The organism is Cellulomonas sp. Leaf395 (assembly GCF_001424125.1).
In the GTDB taxonomy this organism is placed as follows: domain Bacteria; phylum Actinomycetota; class Actinomycetes; order Actinomycetales; family Cellulomonadaceae; genus Cellulomonas.
In genome coordinates this window covers 228,365-244,207 of record NZ_LMQI01000004.1, presented here as the reverse complement: position 1 = coordinate 244,207, position 15,843 = coordinate 228,365, and the positions used below count along the sequence as shown (strand labels likewise).

General features: G+C 72.0%; 16 protein-coding genes and 1 tRNA gene. 8 read left to right on the top strand and 9 right to left on the bottom strand.

From position 1 onward, the window contains the following. Positions 1-57 precede the first annotated feature (57 nt). A complete protein-coding gene (locus ASG23_RS12490; RefSeq protein WP_056025314.1) occupies positions 58-495 on the bottom strand; it encodes a MarR family winged helix-turn-helix transcriptional regulator in 438 nt (145 codons plus the stop codon). A gap of 92 nt (positions 496-587) precedes the next feature. Here ASG23_RS12490 and ASG23_RS12485 point away from each other — a divergent pair, with 92 nt between their 5' ends. The 4 genes from ASG23_RS12485 to ASG23_RS12470 are packed head-to-tail and all read left to right on the top strand — an operon-like array spanning position 588 to position 4,293. Next, complete coding sequence (locus ASG23_RS12485) at positions 588-2,471, top strand: ABC transporter ATP-binding protein (RefSeq protein ID WP_056026257.1); 1,884 nt, start codon at positions 588-590, stop codon at positions 2,469-2,471. Further along, entirely contained in the window at positions 2,468-2,815 is a 348-nt protein-coding gene (locus tag ASG23_RS12480) for a VOC family protein (protein WP_056025311.1), read from the top strand. The genes ASG23_RS12485 and ASG23_RS12480 overlap by 4 nt, the downstream gene beginning before the upstream one ends. 42 nt (positions 2,816-2,857) lie before the next feature. Then, entirely contained in the window at positions 2,858-3,472 is a 615-nt protein-coding gene (locus tag ASG23_RS12475; RefSeq protein WP_056025308.1) for a DinB family protein, read from the top strand. Between the two features lie 5 nt (positions 3,473-3,477). Then, positions 3,478-4,293 carry an MBL fold metallo-hydrolase gene (locus ASG23_RS12470; RefSeq protein WP_056025305.1) on the top strand — a complete coding sequence of 272 codons (816 nt, stop codon included), beginning with the start codon at positions 3,478-3,480 and terminating at the stop codon, positions 4,291-4,293. Here ASG23_RS12470 and ASG23_RS12465 read toward each other — a convergent pair. Genes ASG23_RS12465 through ASG23_RS12440 form a run of 6 tightly spaced genes read right to left on the bottom strand, consistent with a single transcriptional unit; the run spans position 4,286 to position 8,765 of the window. Further along, complete coding sequence (locus ASG23_RS12465) at positions 4,286-4,747, bottom strand: NUDIX domain-containing protein (RefSeq protein ID WP_056026255.1); 462 nt, start codon at positions 4,745-4,747, stop codon at positions 4,286-4,288. The two genes, ASG23_RS12470 and ASG23_RS12465, sit on opposite strands and share 8 nt — an antisense overlap. A gap of 2 nt (positions 4,748-4,749) precedes the next feature. Next, the gene (locus ASG23_RS12460) at positions 4,750-5,268 is read right to left on the bottom strand and encodes an AAA family ATPase (RefSeq protein WP_157465642.1); all 519 of its coding nucleotides are present in this window, start codon (positions 5,266-5,268) and stop codon (positions 4,750-4,752) included. A 1-nt stretch (position 5,269) separates the two neighbouring features. Then, positions 5,270-6,412, bottom strand: a complete 1,143-nt coding sequence (locus ASG23_RS12455) for a hypothetical protein (protein ID WP_157465641.1) — start codon at positions 6,410-6,412, stop codon at positions 5,270-5,272. 2 nt (positions 6,413-6,414) lie between these two features. Beyond that, positions 6,415-6,990: a dCTP deaminase gene (gene dcd, locus ASG23_RS12450; RefSeq protein ID WP_056025302.1), complete on the bottom strand. Its 576-nt coding sequence runs from the start codon at positions 6,988-6,990 to the stop codon at positions 6,415-6,417. A 30-nt stretch (positions 6,991-7,020) separates the two neighbouring features. Beyond that, positions 7,021-7,668 (bottom strand): response regulator, encoded by a 648-nt coding sequence (locus tag ASG23_RS12445; RefSeq protein WP_235521068.1) that lies wholly within the window; start codon positions 7,666-7,668, stop codon positions 7,021-7,023. Continuing rightward, complete coding sequence (locus ASG23_RS12440; protein WP_082516143.1) at positions 7,665-8,765, bottom strand: sensor histidine kinase; 1,101 nt, start codon at positions 8,763-8,765, stop codon at positions 7,665-7,667. The genes ASG23_RS12445 and ASG23_RS12440 overlap by 4 nt, the downstream gene beginning before the upstream one ends. A gap of 134 nt (positions 8,766-8,899) precedes the next feature. On the opposite strand from ASG23_RS12440, the gene ASG23_RS12435 reads away from it, so the two are divergent. The 4 genes from ASG23_RS12435 to ASG23_RS12420 all read left to right on the top strand — a co-directional run bounded on the left by ASG23_RS12435 (position 8,900) and on the right by ASG23_RS12420 (position 13,138). After that, positions 8,900-9,280 (top strand): DUF6069 family protein, encoded by a 381-nt coding sequence (locus tag ASG23_RS12435; RefSeq protein WP_056025296.1) that lies wholly within the window; start codon positions 8,900-8,902, stop codon positions 9,278-9,280. 242 nt (positions 9,281-9,522) lie between these two features. Continuing rightward, entirely contained in the window at positions 9,523-11,985 is a 2,463-nt protein-coding gene (locus ASG23_RS12430) for a GH36-type glycosyl hydrolase domain-containing protein (RefSeq protein WP_056025293.1), read from the top strand. A gap of 28 nt (positions 11,986-12,013) precedes the next feature. Next, the gene (locus tag ASG23_RS12425) at positions 12,014-13,006 is read left to right on the top strand and encodes an aldose epimerase family protein (protein WP_056025290.1); all 993 of its coding nucleotides are present in this window, start codon (positions 12,014-12,016) and stop codon (positions 13,004-13,006) included. Between the two features lie 61 nt (positions 13,007-13,067). After that, positions 13,068-13,138 (top strand) — tRNA-Gly (locus ASG23_RS12420). 59 nt (positions 13,139-13,197) lie between these two features. Here the strand turns inward: ASG23_RS12420 and ASG23_RS12415 are convergent. Then, positions 13,198-13,785 carry a hypothetical protein gene (locus ASG23_RS12415; RefSeq protein WP_157465640.1) on the bottom strand — a complete coding sequence of 196 codons (588 nt, stop codon included), beginning with the start codon at positions 13,783-13,785 and terminating at the stop codon, positions 13,198-13,200. A gap of 261 nt (positions 13,786-14,046) precedes the next feature. Beyond that, positions 14,047-15,507 carry a Tat pathway signal sequence domain protein gene (locus tag ASG23_RS12410; RefSeq protein ID WP_235521066.1) on the bottom strand — a complete coding sequence of 487 codons (1,461 nt, stop codon included), beginning with the start codon at positions 15,505-15,507 and terminating at the stop codon, positions 14,047-14,049. Positions 15,508-15,843 lie beyond the last annotated feature (336 nt).

Below are 15,843 nucleotides of genomic sequence, written 5' to 3'. Positions count from 1 at the left end.
ACCCATGATGGCCCGCTCGCACCGCGGGGGTGGCTCGACAGTCGACACCTGTCGCCGTCAGCCCTCCGCCGGCGCCCCGTCACCCACGATCCGCAGCAACCGCAACAGCTCGGCCTGCTCGTCCGCCGACAGCCGGCCCAACCGCTCCGCGGCCCCCTCGTGCCGCTGCGCCGAGATCGCGGCCAACAGCCCCCGCCCAGCCGGCGTGAGCTCCAGCAGGGTCGCGCGCCGGTCCGTCGGGTCGGGCAGTCGTCGGACCAGTCCGTCCTCCTCCGCGGCATCCACCTTCGACGTCACCGACCGGGGTGCGACGTCGAGCGCAGCGGCGAGCTCACCGAGCCGGCGTGGCCCGTCGCACCGCTCGAGCGTGCGCAGCAGCCGCAGCTGCCCGGGCGTGGTGCCCTGCAGCTCGAGCCGGGCGGCGGCGTCGCGGCGGACGCCACGGAGCACGCCGTAGAGGAGCTCGAGGAGCTCTCCGGAGTCGTCGGAGGTCACGGCGGCGAGACTATCGCAACTTGTGATGCAGACACATAGTGAGTTAACCTCAGCATCGCACCACAGTGCGAGAGAGAGGTGGGCCCGTGTCGATGACTCCCGGCAGCCCCAACATGCGCAGCTTCGCCAAGGACCGCACGGTCGCGGACCACAAGCTGACGCGCGACACCCTGAAGCGGATCCTGCAGTTCGCGCGCCCGTACAAGGGCAAGCTCGCGGTCTTCGTCGCGCTCATCGCCGTCGAGGCCGCGGCGGGCGCAGTAACCCCCCTGCTGTTCAAGACCCTCATCGACGACGGCATCACGGCCGGCAACACCGAGGTCGTCCTCACCGTCGCCGCCGTCGTCGCCGTGCTCGCGATCGTCACCGCAGGCCTGGCCGTCGCCGACCGCTGGGTGTCGTCGCAGGTGGGCGAAGGCCTGATCCGCGACCTGCGCACCGCGGTCTTCGACCACGTGCAGCGCATGCCGCTCGCGTTCTTCAGCCGGGCCAAGACCGGCGCCCTGGTGCAGCGGCTCAACGGCGACGTGCTCGGCGCGCAGCAGGCGTTCACCTCGACCCTGCAGAACGTGGTGAGCAACTCGCTGACCATCGTTTTCGTCCTCGCGGCCATGCTCAGCATGTCCTGGCAGCTGACCCTGCTCAGCTTGGTCCTGCTGCCGGCGTTCATCTTCCCGGCCCGCTGGTTCGGCAAGAAGATCGCCGCGATCACCCGCGAGAGCTACGCGCTCAACGCCGACGCCGCGCAGATCATGAACGAGCGGTTCAACGTCGCCGGCGCGCACCTGGTGAAGATCTTCGGCGACCCGCAGCGCGAGTCCCAGAACTACTCGGACCAGGTCGGCCGCGTCCGCGACATCGGCGTCACCCGCGCCCTGTACTCCACCTGGTTCCGCGTCGGGCTGACCACCCTGGCCAGCGTCGCCATCGCCATCGTCTACGGCCTCGGGGGCGTCATGGCGATCCGCGGCCAGCTGACCGTCGGCGTCGTCGTCGCCCTCACTGCCTACCTCGGCCGCTTGTACGGACCGCTCACGGCGATGTCGAACGTCCAGGTCGACGTGATGACCGCGCTGGTGAGCTTCGAGCGGGTGCTCGAGGTGCTCGACCTGGAGCCGACGGTCGCCGAGAAGCCGGACGCGATCGACCTCGCCGCCGAGAAGGCCCAGCACGGCGCGACCGTCCGGCTCGACGGCGTCAGCTTCCGCTACCCGGGCGCCGACGAGGTCTCGCTGGCCTCCCTGGAGTCGGTCGCGACCCTCCGGAACGAGGTCAACCAGAACACCCTGGACGACGTGAGCTTCACCGTCCCCGCCGGCCACATGGTCGCGCTCGTCGGTCACTCGGGCGCCGGCAAGACGACCATCTCGCAGCTGGTCACGCGCATGTACGACCCGACGGCTGGCTCCGTGCGCATCGCCGGCGCCGACCTGCGGGACGTCACGACCGCCTCGCTGCGCGCGACGGTCGGCGTCGTCAGCCAGGAGGCCCACCTCTTCCACGACACGATCGCGGAGAACCTGCGCTATGCCCGCCCGGAGGCCACCGACGCCGAGATCGAGCGCGCGCTGCAGCAGGCGCACATCGCGGACCTCGTCGCGACCCTGCCCGACGGCATCCACACCGTCGTCGGCGACCGCGGCTACCGGCTGTCCGGCGGTGAGCGGCAGCGACTGGCCATCGCCCGGATGCTGCTCAAGGCTCCCGACGTCGTCATCCTCGACGAGGCCACCGCGCACCTCGACTCCGGGTCCGAGGCCGCGGTCCAGGCGGCGCTCGACGAGGCCCTGACCGGTCGCACGAGCATCGTCATCGCCCACCGCCTCTCGACCGTGCGGCAGGCCGACTCGATCGTCGTCCTGGACCACGGCCGGGTCGTCGACCAGGGCACCCACACCGAGCTCCTCGCCCGCGGCGGCGTGTACGCGGAGCTGTACCGCACGCAGTTCGAAGGCAGCGCTACCGTCGCCGCATGATCGGACGCATCGACGAGGTCGTCTTCGACTGCGCGGACCCTGCGGTCCTCGCACGATTCTGGGCCGGCGTGCTCGGCGGCACCCCGGTGGGCCGCAACGACGGGTGGCACTACGTGGACCCGCCGGGCTGGACCCGGGTCGCGTTCCAGCGGGTGCCCGAGGGCAAGGCGGTGAAGAACCGCGTGCACCTCGACGTCGAGGTCGACGACATCCCGGAGGCGACCGCCCAGGCGGAGGCGCTGGGCGCGACGAGGTTCGGCGAGATCCACGTCGACAACGAGGGCTCGTTCCAGGTGCTGCTCGACCCCGAGGGCAACGAGTGGTGCGTGGTGAAGCCCGCGTAGAAACCCCTTGCGGCCGACCCCGGCGAGGAGAACGGTCGAACGATGACCGTCCCCGCCCGCCTGGCGCCCCTCCTCGCCGAGTACGACTTCGCCCGCGAGCGCCTCCTGCACCGCCTCACCGGTCCGACGATGGACAGCGGCGACGGCGAGCAGGTCGAGGTCCCCCCGCTGACCGACGCGGAGCTGCTGTGGGAGCCGGTGCCGGGCAGCTGGTCGGTGCGTCGCCACTCGGACGGACCGGGAGTCGGTGCGACAGTCCTCGTCGGCGCGGGCGAGTGGGGTCGCGACGGCGGCCGACCGCACCCGTGGCCGCCGCCGGTCACGACGATCGCGTGGCGGATCAACCACCTGGCGGAGATGCTCGCCGGTCGCGCGGACCACACCGACGGCACCCACTCTCTGACGGAGGAGTCCGACGAGCCGCAGGGCACCGCGGCGGGGGCGATCGCCGGGCTCACGTCGGCGTCGGACGCCTGGCGCGCGACACTCCTGCGTGCCGACGATGCCGCCCTCGACACGGTCGGCTACAGCACGTACCCGTACGGCTCCGACGCGGAGGACGTGTTCCTCGACGTGGTCTGGTGGGTCAACCAGGAGGTCATCCACCACGGCGCCGAGATCGCCCTTCTGCGCGACCTGTACCTGCGGCTAGCGTGACGGGCATGGCCTTCTGGATCTGCGCCACGTGCGCCGTGGAGAGTGCCGAGCAGCTCGACGTCTGCCCCATCTGCGCCGACGAACGCCAGTGGGTGCCCGCGTCGGGCCAGCGCTGGACCACCCTGGACGAGCTCCGCGAGCAGGGCTACCGCGCACTGCTGCAGGAGCTCGAGCCGGACCTGTACGCGATCACCAGCTCCCCGACCGCCGGCATCGGCCAGCAGTCGAAGCTGCTGGTCAGCCCCGAGGGCAGCCTCCTGTGGGACCCGATCGGCTTCCTCGACGACGAGGTGGTCGAGCGGATCCTCGCGCTGGGTCCGGTCCGGGCGATCACCGCCAGCCACCCGCACATGTACGGCATCCAGGTGGAGTGGAGCCGCGACCTGGGCAACGCACCGGTCCTCGTCGCGGAGGCCGACGCGCACTGGATCAACCGCCCCGACCCGGTGATCGAGACGTGGTCCGGCGAGCGGGAGATCCTGCCGGGCGTGACGCTGTCGCAGCCGGGCGGCCACTTCCCCGGCAGCGCGGTCGCGCACTGGGCGGCCGGGGCCGGCGGCAAGGGCGTGCTGCTCAGCGGGGACACGCTCTTCGCCAACCCCGACCGGACGTCGGTCGCGTTCATGCGCAGCTACCCGAACCACCTGCCGCTGTCCGGGGCCGTCGCCCGCCGCGTCGCGGACCACGTCGACCGCCTGGAGTTCGACCGCCTCTACGGCAACTTCGCCAACGTCATCCCGACCGACGCGAAGGAGGTCGTCCGCCGCTCCGCGGAACGCCACATCGGCTGGACCAACGGCGACTTCGACCACCTCACCTGAGCAGCTCCTCCAGCCGGTCCACGAACGCCGCCTGCGCGCTGATCACGAGCCTGCGGGCCTCGTCGGGCGCGAACCACCCGGCCCGGTCCAGCTCGGGCACGAGCAGGGTTCGCCCGGACCGCGGCGGCCAGGCGATCTCGACGAGGTTGCTGGCGATGGCGGACACGTCGAGGTCGCCCTCCAGCGCCCACGCGGTGACGACCTTGCCGCCGCTCTGCTTCACGTCCCCGAGCGGGACGGGTTCCGACGACGGCGCCGGCACCCCGATCTCCTCGGCGAACTCCCGCAGCGCGGTCGCGTAGGGGTCCTCGCCGGGTGCCGGCTCCCCCTTCGGGATCGTCCACGCGCCCGCGTCCTTGCGCGCCCAGAACGGCCCACCCATGTGCCCGAGCAGCACCTCGATCCCGGCGGTCCGACGGAAGACCAGGAGCCCGGCACTCGTGCGGGCCGCCACGGTCACGCCCTCGCCATCGCCGAGACGATCGCGTCGACCGTCTGGTCCGGCGTCTGTGCCGTGGTGTCGAGCCAGAGCCCGATCCGAGGCGTCCCGTCGCGGAGGGCGGCGTCGAGGTCGTCCACGGTCCAGGTGCCGTACCCGGTCTTGACCCGCCCGGCCTCCCGTGCCGACACGGCTTCCGCCGACGGCGCCAGAACCACCACCTGCGGGGCGTTCCGGAACATCGCCACCCACGCGGGGAGGTCGTCGCCGAGCGCGATGTCCTGGACGACGGCCGTGAACCCGGCGTCGGCGTACTCGTCGGCCACGAGCGCGGCCAGCCGGTACCGCAGGTGGAGCTGCACCAGGGCCTCGTCGGGACCCGAGGGCTCCATCTCGACACGGCCCGACACGACCATCCGCCGGAACACGTCCCCGCGCACGTGCACGGCCCGTGGAAGCCGCTCGGCCAGCAGCTGCGCCACGGTCGACTTCCCGGCGGCCATGACCCCGGTGATCAGGACCACCGCGCCGGTCACGTCAGATGTCCTCGGGGTCGACCAGGAAGTCGGCCTCGTCGGCGATCTCACCGCCGATGGCGGCGTGCACGACGCGCGCGACGGCCTGCACCAGAGGGGCGGCGCGGGACCGGGCGACGCGGTGCTCGAACGACGGGCGCTCGGACTCGAGCTCCTCGATGAACGGTGGCTCCCAGTGCACGCGGTAGGCGACGACACCGTCCCGGGTCCACGGCAGGTCACGCATCAGGGGCGGCAGGGAGGTCTCGACGCCGGCCTCGACGGACAGCATCCCGTCGTGCCCGAGGTCGACTAGCACCCCGTACGCCTCAGGCAGGGGCGGGACCGCGAGCATCAGCTCGTCGTACGCCGACGCCTCGTCCATGAGCCGCTGGCGCTCGGCCTCGTCGTCGACGCCGTAGCGCTCCAGCGCGGCGGACAGTCCGCGTCCGCCGGCCTCGACCACCCAGCCGGGGCGGCCGCCGGCGTCACGGCCGACGCCGGGCGCGGGTCCGGTCCACGTGCTCGTGGGCTCGCTGAGCCGCGCGCGGGGCTGCACCGACTGGACGGCGGCGAGCGCCTCTGCCGGTTCGAGCCAGGAGTCGGAGAGCACGGTGAGGTCGATGGCGCTGTCGACGTCGGGCGTGAGCACGACGCCGTTCTCGCCGGTGCGCACGGAGCCGCCGAGGCGGCGGGCGGCCGCGACCAGCCACTGCAGGACGCGCTCCTCCTCGCGGATCGGCATGCCGTCGGGGAACGCGCGCTTCAGGCCGTCGCGGTCACCTCCGGGGTACGGCTTCTCGCCCCGTTCGCGCGGGCAGACCAGCACGTACGCGAGGGTGGCCGTCGCCGGCAGGCCGAGGCTGACGGCGTCCTCCGTCTCCATGCGGTACGGGCCGTTCAGCGTCGAGAGCCGCGCCAGCCGGAGCGTGCGCGTGGGGATGGTCGCGGAGCCGACGGCACGGATGCCGAGCGCGGCCGTCATCGGGCCGATGATCCCGCGGGGCTGCAGGGAGTCCTGCGGCCGCTCCTCCCAGCGCGCGCTGGAGAACCGGCTGATGGCCAGCACCTCGACCTCGTCGGCCTCGACGTCCGGCGGCAGCGCGAGGATGTGGCGGTCACGGAGACCGGGGTCGTCGACCGGGAGCCGGGTCAGCCGAGCCACGCTCAGACGTCCGTCCGGTGGAAGTTCTGGAAGGACCGCGACGCGGTCGGGCCACGCTGCCCCTGGTACCGCGAGCCGTACTGCGAGGACCCGTAGGGGTGCTCGGAGGCGGACGACAGCCGGAAGAAGCACATCTGGCCGATCTTCATGCCGGGCCACAGCAGGATCGGCAGGGTCGCGACGTTGGACAGCTCGAGAGTCACGTGCCCGGAGAACCCCGGGTCGATGAACCCGGCCGTCGAGTGCGTGAGCAGCCCGAGACGGCCCAGCGACGACTTGCCCTCCAGCCGGGCGGCGATGTCGTCGGGCAGGGTCACGGCCTCGTACGTGGAGCCGAGGACGAACTCTCCGGGGTGCAGGACGAAGGACTCCCCCGGGGAGACCTCGACCAGCCGCGTCAGGTCCGGCTGGTCCGCGGCGGGGTCGATGAACGGGTACTTGTGGTTGTCGAACAGCCGGAAGTACCGGTCGAGCCGCACGTCGATGCTCGAGGGCTGGAGCATGGCGGGCTCGTAGGGGTCGAGGGCCACGCGGCCCGACTCGAGCTCGGCCCTGATGTCACGGTCGGAGAGCAGCACGGGGCCACGGTAGTCCGGTTGGCCGCACCCTCAGGGCAGGTCCGCCTCGTGGACCAGCAACGCCACCTGCGTCCTGTTCTCCAGGCCGAGCTTGAGCAGGATGCTCGACACGTGCGCCTTGACGGTCGCCACCGACAGGTACAGCTCCTGGCCGATCTCGGCATTGCTCGCTCCCCGCCCGATCGCAGCGACAACGTCCCGCTCCCGGTCGGTCAGCCCGTCGAGCGTCGAACGTGCGGCGGCCCGGGACCCGCTCGTGCGTGCGGTGGAGTCCATGAGACGACGTGCCACCCGCGGCGACAGCACCGGCTCTCCGGCCGCCGCCGCCAGCACCGCCTCGACGATCCGCTGCGGCTCGGTGTCCTTGAGCAGGTAGCCGCTCGCGCCGGCGTGCAGCGCGGCCTCGACCTCGGCGGCGGTGTCGAACGTGGTGAGCACGACCACGGCCGGTGGGTCGTGGCGACGACGGACCGCCCGCGTCGCCGCGATCCCGTCGACACCGGGCATCCGCAGGTCCATGAGCACGACGTCGACGGGGTGCGCGTCGAGGGCGGCGGGCACGCCGGAACCGTCGGACACCTGCGCGACGACGCTGATCCCGTGCGCGCCGTCGAGGAGGAGCGACAGCCCCGACCGCACCAGGGCGTCGTCGTCGACGACGATCACGCGGACGCTCACGGTGTCCACGGTAGCCACGCGTCGAGCACGAAGCCGTCCGGACCGGCATCCGTCCGCAACGCCCCGCCGAGCAGCTCGATCCGTTCCGCCAACCCGATCAGCCCGGTCCCCGTCCCCGGCCCGAGCCCGCGCCCGCCGGCCCCGTTCACCACCCGTACCCGCAGCCCGTCGTCGATGCTCACCCGCACGCCGACCGCTGCTCCGGGCGCGTGCCGGCGCGCGTTGGTGAGCCCCTCCTGGCAGATCCGGTAGACCGCCAGCCCGAGGGGGGTCGGCAGGTCCAGCTCGGCCGCGTCGAGCCGGACCGTCGCGCCGGCGGACCGCTCCTGCTCGACCAGCGCCCGCAGGTCCGCCAGACCGGGCGTCGGGCGCAGCTCGTCGGGCCCGTCGCGCAGCACCCCGATCACCGTCCGCAGCTCCTCCAGCGCCTCGCCCGCGCTGGCTCGCACCACGCCGGCCGCCGCCGACACCTGCTCCGGTGACAGGTCCGTCCGGTACTCCAGCGCGCCCGCGGTGGTCGCCAGCAGGGTCAGTCGGTGCGCGAGCGTGTCGTGCATCTCTCGCGCGATCCGGGTGCGCTCCGCCGACCGCGCCTCCTCGACCTTGCGTGCCTGGTCCCGCTCGGCGGTCCGCGCGCGCGCCCGCCACTCGTCGACGAGGGCGTCCCGGGTCCGGCCGTACGCGCCCCAGCCGAGCAGCGCCGCGTGCACCGCGACATCGCACAGCAGCCACCAGCCGAGCGGCAGCCCGACGGACCGCCACAGCGCCTGCAGCGCGTGCCCGACGATGCTCGCCAGCGCCACGGGGATCGCGACGCCCAGCCGCTCCCGACGCGCGACGACGTACGTCCCGGCGGTCGCGGCGGGCGTCGCCGCGGGGCTGAGCGCGACGAGCACGCCGAGCAGCAGGCCACCGAGCAGGGGTCGGCTGCGCAGGAGCGGAAGGACCGAGACGGCCACGGCTCCGAGCGCCAGGTCGACCACCAGCGGGACGCCGTCCACACGGGCTGCCCAGGCGGCGAGCGAGGTGAGCACGACCATCCCGGTCAGCAGCCCGAGCAGGACGGGCTGGGAGCGGACGTCACAGGACCGGGTCATGCGGTCGAGCGTAGGAACGCGGTCCCGGACGGACCACCGACCAAAGGAGGGGGCACCGTGACCTTCCGGCCGAGGACGCGGCTGCCGATCGGGACCACCGTCGACGACGTCCACCTCGACGTCAGGAGAAGCTCATGTCCCGTCCCGTCCCCGTCTGGCTCGTCGCCGTCGTCGCGACGGCCCTCGCCCTCGCTGTCTGGGTGCTCGCCGTCCCGGTCGCGGGAGTCGACCTGGCCGCCGGCGCGCCTGCGCAGACCGTCGGAGCCGCGTCCGTGGTGCTGGTGACCCTCGTCGCGACCCTGGGCGCGTGGGGTGTCCGCACCCTGCTCCGCCGACGCACCGCGGCGGCCTGGTGGCTCACCTGCGGGACCGTGCTGGCGGTCTCCTTGCTCGGCCCGCTCGGCGGGACGTCCCCCGCCGCGGTCGGCACCCTGGTCGCCCTGCACCTCGTCGTCGGCACGACGGTGGCGGTGGGCCTGCACCCTCGCCGTGCGCTCGACGTCCCCGAGAAGTGACCGCCGCGGTCCGTGAAGGCGCGCCCGGCGACCCCTCGCGAGAGGGGCGTCGCCGGCCGCCGCCGACGAAGCGATTCGAAATCACCGTTCCGCCATCGGACTCGGACGGCTATGCTCTCGTCCGGGAGTTGCGTGGGAGCGCTCTCGCACACCGAACAGCGCCGGCGACGACGCGCGTCCCGCACTGCAGCGGGTGTCGACGAGCCGCAGGCGCCACTGCCGAGCACTCGAGGGGCAAGTCCATGCGGTACGGCCAGTTTGACGACGAGGCACGCGAGTACGTCATCGAGACGCCTCACACGCCCTATCCGTGGATCAACTACCTGGGCTCCGAGCAGTTCTTCTCGCTCATCTCGCACCAGTCCGGTGGGTACTCGTTCTACCGCGACGCGAAGATGCGACGGCTCACGCGTTACCGGTACAACAACATCCCCGCGGACGCCGGCGGCCGGTACTTCTACGTCAACGACGGCGGCGACGTGTGGACCCCGTCGTGGCTGCCGGTCAAGGCGGACCTGGACCACTTCGAGACGCGGCACGGCCTCGGCTACACGCGCATCACGGGTGAGCGCCGCGGGATCTCCGTCGAGACGCTGTTCTTCGTGCCCATCGGCGAGACGGCCGAGATCCAGAAGGTCACGGTCACCAACACCTCCGACGAGTCGAAGACGATCGCGCTCTTCTCGTTCGTCGAGTTCTGCCTCTGGAACGCGCAGGACGACCAGACCAACTACCAGCGCAACCTGTCGATCGGCGAGGTCGAGGTCGAGCAGGACGGCCCGTACGGGTCGGCCGTGTTCCACAAGACCGAGTACCGCGAGCGACGCGACCACTACGCCGTCTACGGCGTGAACACGCGGGCGGACGGCTTCGACACCGATCGCGACACCTTCGTCGGCGCCTACAACGGTCTGGGCGAGGCGACGGTCCCGCGCAGCGGCAAGTCCTCCGGGTCGGTGGCGTCCGGCTGGTACCCGATCGGCTCGCACTCGGTCGAGCTCACGCTGGCGCCGGGCGAGTCCCGAGCGCTGACCTACGTGCTCGGCTACATCGAGAACCCGGACGAGGAGAAGTGGGCCGACGACGCCCACCAGGTCATCAACAAGGAGCGCGCGCACGCGCTGCTGGGCCGCTTCGCGACGACGGAGCAGACGGACGCCGCGTTCGAGCAGCTCCGCGCGCACTGGACGGGCCTGCTGTCCACCTACTCGGTGAAGAGCGACGACGAGAAGCTGGACCGGATGGTCAACATCTGGAACCAGTACCAGTGCATGGTCACGTTCAACATGTCGCGCTCGGCGTCGTTCTTCGAGACCGGCATCGGCCGCGGGATGGGCTTCCGCGACTCCAACCAGGACCTGCTGGGCTTCGTGCACCTCATCCCCGAGCGCGCCCGCGAGCGCATCATCGACATCGCGTCCACGCAGTTCGAGGACGGGTCGGCGTACCACCAGTACCAGCCGCTGACGAAGCGCGGGAACAACGACATCGGCTCCGGCTTCAACGACGACCCGCTGTGGCTCATCGCCGGCGTGGCGGCGTACATCAAGGAGACCGGCGACGTCGCGATCCTCGACGAGCCGGTGCCGTTCGACAACGAGCCCGGCTCCGAGGTCCCGCTGTTCGAGCACCTGGTCCGCTCGTTCCAGTTCACGGTCGACAACCGCGGCCCGCACGGCCTGCCGCTCATCGGCCGCGCCGACTGGAACGACTGCCTGAACCTCAACTGCTTCTCCACCACCCCCGGCGAGTCGTTCCAGACCACGGAGAACCAGGCCGGCGGGCACGCCGAGTCGGTGTTCATCGCGGCGCAGTTCGTGCTCTACGGCGCGGAGTTCGCGGAGCTGGCGGAGCGTCGCGGACTGGGCGAGGTCGCGTCGCAGGCCCGCAAGGTGGTCGACGAGGTCCGCGAGGCCGTCCTCGAGCACGGCTGGGACGGCGAGTGGTTCCTGCGCGCGTACGACTACTACGGCAACCCGATCGGCACGGACGCCAAGCCCGAGGGCAAGATCTGGATCGAGCCGCAGGGCTTCGCCGTCATGGCGGGCATCGGGGTCGACGGCACGTCAGCCGATTCGCCGGCCATCAAGGCGCTGGACTCCGTCGGCGAGATGCTGGGCACCCCGCACGGCCTGGTGATCCAGTACCCCGCGTACACGACGTACCAGATCGAGCTCGGCGAGGTCTCCACGTACCCGCCCGGGTACAAGGAGAACGGCGGCATCTTCTGCCACAACAACCCCTGGGTGATCATCGGCGAGACCGTCGTCGGCCGCGGCGCCAAGGCGTTCGACTACTACAAGCGGATCACGCCGGCGTACCGGGAGGAGATCTCGGACACGCACAAGCTCGAGCCGTACGTGTACGCGCAGATGATCGCGGGCAAGGAGGCGTCGCGCGCCGGCGAGGCCAAGAACTCGTGGCTCACCGGCACGGCCGCCTGGAACTTCGTCGCCGTGTCGCAGTACCTGCTCGGCGTGCGTCCCGACTACGACGGCCTCGTCGTCGACCCGCAGATCGGCCCGGACGTCCCCTCGTTCACCGTGACCCGCGTCGCTCGCGGCGCCACGTACGAGATCCACGTGACCAACTCCGGTACCGAGGGCGCCCGCGGGCGCCTCACGGTCGACGGCACGCCCGTCGAGGGCAACCTCGTCCCGTACGCCGCCGAGGGCTCGGTCGTGCACGTCGAGGTCACCCTCTGACCCCCGCGGGGGCCGCAGGGGTGTCGCGATGACCGCTGTCCAGGAGATCGAGGCGCTCGCGCCGTCGGAGGGGTACGACGCGGGCGACCGCGTCGTGACCATCCGGAACGACTCGTGGGAGCTCGACGTCCTGCCAGCGACGGGCGCGTCCATCGCGGGCGGCCGCATCCGCACGGCCGACCACGTCTGGCGTGACCTGCTGCGCCCGACACGGCGGACGGTGCTGGGCGAGCCGGAGAAGTGCTCGAGCTTCCCGATGGTCCCGTGGTCCAACCGGATCAGCGACGGCGTCCTGCCGTTCGGCGGCCGGACGTTCCAGCTGCAGCGCAACGGCGCCGACGGGACCGCGATCCACGGCGCCGCCCGGCACGCCGCCTGGTCGGTCGTCGAGCGCACCGACGCCCGCGTGGTGCTCGAGCTCGACACCACCGAGCTCATCGGCGTCAACTTCCCGTGGAAGTTCCGCGCGCAGATCACGTACGCCCTGACCGGGGACCGGCTCACGGTCGGCACGTCGCTGCGCAACATCGACGTCGAGCCGTTCCCCGCCGGCTTCGGGCACCACCCGTACCTGCAGCGGACGCTCACGCCCGTCGGCGGCACCTCGCCCCTCACGCCGGGTCAGCCCGTGCTCCAGGTGCCGGCGCACCAGGGCTACTCGCTGGTCAACGCGATCCCGTCCGGCCCCGCCGGACAGCTGCCCAGCCGCGCCGACTTCCGCGTCGCGCGTCCCCTCGGCTCCGCGTTCGTCGACGACGTGCTCACCGCCTGGGAGCCCGGAGCCCCCGTGCGGATCAGCTATGACGAGCTCGGCGTCAACATCGACCTGCACGCCGACCCCGTCTTCGCGCACCTCGTCGTGTACGCGCCGCGGCGCCGGTCGTACTTCGCGGTCGAGCCGGTGACCAACGTGAACAACGGCTTCTCGCTGCACGCCGCCGGGATCCCCGGCACGGGCGTCTTCGTCCTGGACCCCGGCGAGGAGCGCTCCGGGGCGTTCACGATGACCCTGCGGAACTGAGTTCGCGGGGCGCACCGAGCCGGGTATGCTCTCTTTCCGGACCGACCGATGGTCGTTCCACGCGGGTGTAGTTCAGTGGCAGAACTTCAGCTTCCCAAGCTGATAGCGCGAGTTCGATTCTCGTCACCCGCTCCCTCTCGGCAGGCCGGTCCCCCCGAGCCGCAGCATGTGTAGCCCGTGCGGGCGGCCGGCTACGCGTCGGCGAGCACCCGCCACCCGGACGGTACGGCGATCTCGTCGCGCCGCGGCGGCATCATCGCGCGGCAGGTGTCCACCGCGTCGACGAGCATCGCGACGAGCTCGTGGTCGCTGTGCGGCCCGACGGCCGTCGCGGCGATCGCCAGGTCGACGACGCTGCGTGGCAGGTCGCGGGTCCGGTGCGGGCGGCCCATGTGCGTCGTGAACTGCTCGGCCCACTCGGCGGACGACGGCACGGTCGCGAGCGCGTCGACCGTCGTACGTCGCCGCATGTCCGCCGGGCGACCGTCTGACGGCTCCAGGAGCCGATCGACGGTGATGAGCGCGACCGCAAGAAATCGGACGTCGTCCGCACGCGCGACAGGCAAGGCGTGCCTGGTGGCAACGTCGGCGATCTCGAGCGGCCACGCCGGGTCGTCACTCGTCGTGCCGACGAGGTCCGGGACCAGGCGGGTGAGGCCCGCGCGGTTGCCGTCGTCCACGACGTCGTTCACCACCCGCGCGAGATGTGCCAGGAGGGGGTGGGTGCAGGAAGGACGATCGCTCCAGCGCTCCCCCGCCAGCACGCTCGTCCACTCCATGAGGCAGCCGCCCTGTTCGGGATGGCGATGCCTGCCGGGCCGCAGCTCGGGTAGCGCGTCAGGAATCCGTGGTGCGGGACGGGTACGCATGGTGACCTCCGACCGGTGATCCCGTCAGTGTCCGACCGCCAGGCGCGAAGGGCAATGTCCGCGACCGCATCGAGGTCGTCAGGTCGCGATCCACGGGGAGCTGCTCGAGCGCGTCTGCGCGCAGTGCGCCCGGCGGGAGGGCTCCCGCCGGGCGCAGCGTCGAGCGTCGGGTCAGCTGCTCCCGCGCAGGCGCAGCGGGTTGGTGCGCGTGTCCGCGAACACGAACCAGGACGTCGCGCCGACGTGCTGGACCTGGAAGTAGCCGAACCCGAACCCGGTGTCCAGCAGGCTGGACGCCGCGACGATGCCGCCGTCGACCTCCACGCCACCCAGGTGCTGACCGACGCCGAGCACGTCCTGCGCGTGCCGGGTCTGTACGAGCAGCGCCTCGGCGGCGTCCTTGTCGCCGCCACCGCGGCTCCGGTCGAGCAGTGCGGTCGCCAGCTGGTTGGTGCCCTCGAGCCAGACGCCCTGCTGGTGCACGGTGATCCCGTTGTACTGCGCGGTCGACGTGAGGCTCGCGGTGCTGAACGTGACGCCGGAGAGCCGTTCGCCGTCGGGAAGCTGGGACGTCGGTGCGCTCGCGTCGTCGGTGACGGCGAGCGCGGACCCGGCCCAGTCGAGTGCACTGGCGTACTGCTTCTCGCGCAGGGCCAGCCAGCTCCAGGTGGCGGTGTCGAGCGGCACCGGGAACCTGTTGATCTCGACGCCGTCGTTGGTGCCCGTCCAGAACGCCCCCGTGGCGGGGTCCCACATGAGGTCGACGAACGCCCGGGCGTGGTCGGCGGCCTCGGACCACGCCTTGTCGTGCGTGAGCTTGCGGAGCATCGAGAAGAACGCGACGCAGTCGATGTTGTGCTCCGTCGAGCCGTTCGGCACCGGCACGTTCGCACCGTTGACGCCGAACGAGAAGCCGCCGAGCGGCTGGGTGGACCACGTGTTGGTGGTGATCCAGGTGCCGATGCGGACCGCGGCGTCGAGGTAGCGACGGTCGTGGGTGCGGGCGAAGAGCTGGGCGAGCGCGATGCCGGGCCACGCCATGTCGCCGACGGCGGTGCCGAGGAACCCGAACTGCCAGCCGATGTTGGCCGAGCCGTCCGGCAGGACGAACCCGTACGGCTGCGGGTTGCCGTCGTAGAACGTGTACGGGCCGACGTTGTAGCCCTGCCTCAGCCGACCGTCGGAGTAGACCGGGTCGTGCTCCTGGGCGTAGACGAGCCCGTCGCCGATGACCCGTGCCGTCTCCTCCGCGCTGCGGCGCCCGTCGGCGAGGAGCGCGATGACGGCGAGCGCGCTGTCGTACACGAACGCCGTGCTGAACAGGCCGAGCTCGTCGGCGTAGCTCTGCGGGAGACGGGGTCCGGTGTTGAGCGTCGGGTAGGCGTCGGTGGCGGACTGCAGGAACGCCACGGCGGCCCGGCCAGCAGCGGCGGCGCTGCCGTGCGGGTTTCCGTGCGCGATCGGCCCGCCGGCGGGCAGGCCGCGGGCGGTGGCGCTCGTCGCGCTCGCGGCGACGGCCGCCGCCGTTCCGGTCAGGACGAGGAACGACCGCCTGCTGAGCGGCGGAAGGACGGAGCGGTGGGTGCGGGGCGACTGGTCTGTCGTGACGGGGTCGATCGAGATGTCCGGCATTCGCGGGGGCCTTCCGGGGCAGGCGAGCGGGCCGCGGCGTTGCGGCCCGCTGACCACGGTAGGGACCCATCGGGCCTAGGGGAAGATCTGGACGTATCAGACAAGCGCACGGACGGGTGACACGTGTCGTCATCCTGCCTTCTGTCGTTGACACGTGTCGGGTCTCAGGTGCCGCCACTGCCGCTCGACCGCGGGGGCCAACGACGTGCTCGAGCCGCTCACGCTTCGTCTCTCCGGACTGCGCGCCGCCCGGTGCCGGCCGCGACGGTGCGCGCCCGGCGTGCAGGTGGGCCGACATGCGCGCAGGGCCGGGTCCCCACCCTCCTGGGGACCCGG

Bases quoted from the DNA above. Each gene is read 5' to 3' on its own strand.
- ASG23_RS12485 (WP_056026257.1), top strand. From the start codon at position 588: ATGACTCCCGGCAGCCCCAACATGCGCAGCTTCGCCAAGGACCGCACG.
- ASG23_RS12480 (WP_056025311.1), top strand. From the start codon at position 2,468: ATGATCGGACGCATCGACGAGGTCGTCTTCGACTGCGCGGACCCTGCG.
- ASG23_RS12475 (WP_056025308.1), top strand. From the start codon at position 2,858: ATGACCGTCCCCGCCCGCCTGGCGCCCCTCCTCGCCGAGTACGACTTC.
- ASG23_RS12470 (WP_056025305.1), top strand. From the start codon at position 3,478: ATGGCCTTCTGGATCTGCGCCACGTGCGCCGTGGAGAGTGCCGAGCAG.
- ASG23_RS12440 (WP_082516143.1), bottom strand. From the start codon at position 8,765: ATGACCCGGTCCTGTGACGTCCGCTCCCAGCCCGTCCTGCTCGGGCTG.
- ASG23_RS12435 (WP_056025296.1), top strand. From the start codon at position 8,900: ATGTCCCGTCCCGTCCCCGTCTGGCTCGTCGCCGTCGTCGCGACGGCC.
- ASG23_RS12430 (WP_056025293.1), top strand. From the start codon at position 9,523: ATGCGGTACGGCCAGTTTGACGACGAGGCACGCGAGTACGTCATCGAG.
- ASG23_RS12425 (WP_056025290.1), top strand. From the start codon at position 12,014: ATGACCGCTGTCCAGGAGATCGAGGCGCTCGCGCCGTCGGAGGGGTAC.
- ASG23_RS12415 (WP_157465640.1), bottom strand. From the start codon at position 13,785: ATGGAGTGGACGAGCGTGCTGGCGGGGGAGCGCTGGAGCGATCGTCCT.
- ASG23_RS12410 (WP_235521066.1), bottom strand. From the start codon at position 15,507: ATGCCGGACATCTCGATCGACCCCGTCACGACAGACCAGTCGCCCCGC.